At 62.4% G+C, this 234-nt stretch carries 1 pseudogene; it reads left to right on the forward strand.

The window, feature by feature from the left end:
* A pseudogene (locus tag KVT32_RS31620) lies at positions 1-234 on the forward strand (MFS transporter); the annotation flags it as partial.

The raw sequence follows: 234 nt of genomic DNA on the forward strand, positions 1-234 counted from the left end.
CCAGGTCTTCCAGGGCTACAACGCCACCATGACGCCTGACGGCCTGGACTTCGACAAGGACAGCAAGGCCAAGGAAGCCGCCCTCAAGAAGGACGTGACCGCCGCCCTGAAAGCCGCCGGCTATCCGGAAAAGGCCGACCCGGCCCAGATCAACAAGCCGATGCTGGTCCTGCTGCTGTTCATCCTGGTCATCTACGTGACCATGATCTACGGCCCGATCGCCGCCATGCTGGT

The sequence above is a fragment of the Achromobacter sp. GbtcB20 genome (assembly GCF_019091095.1).
In the GTDB taxonomy this organism is placed as follows: domain Bacteria; phylum Pseudomonadota; class Gammaproteobacteria; order Burkholderiales; family Burkholderiaceae_B; genus Achromobacter; species Achromobacter mucicolens.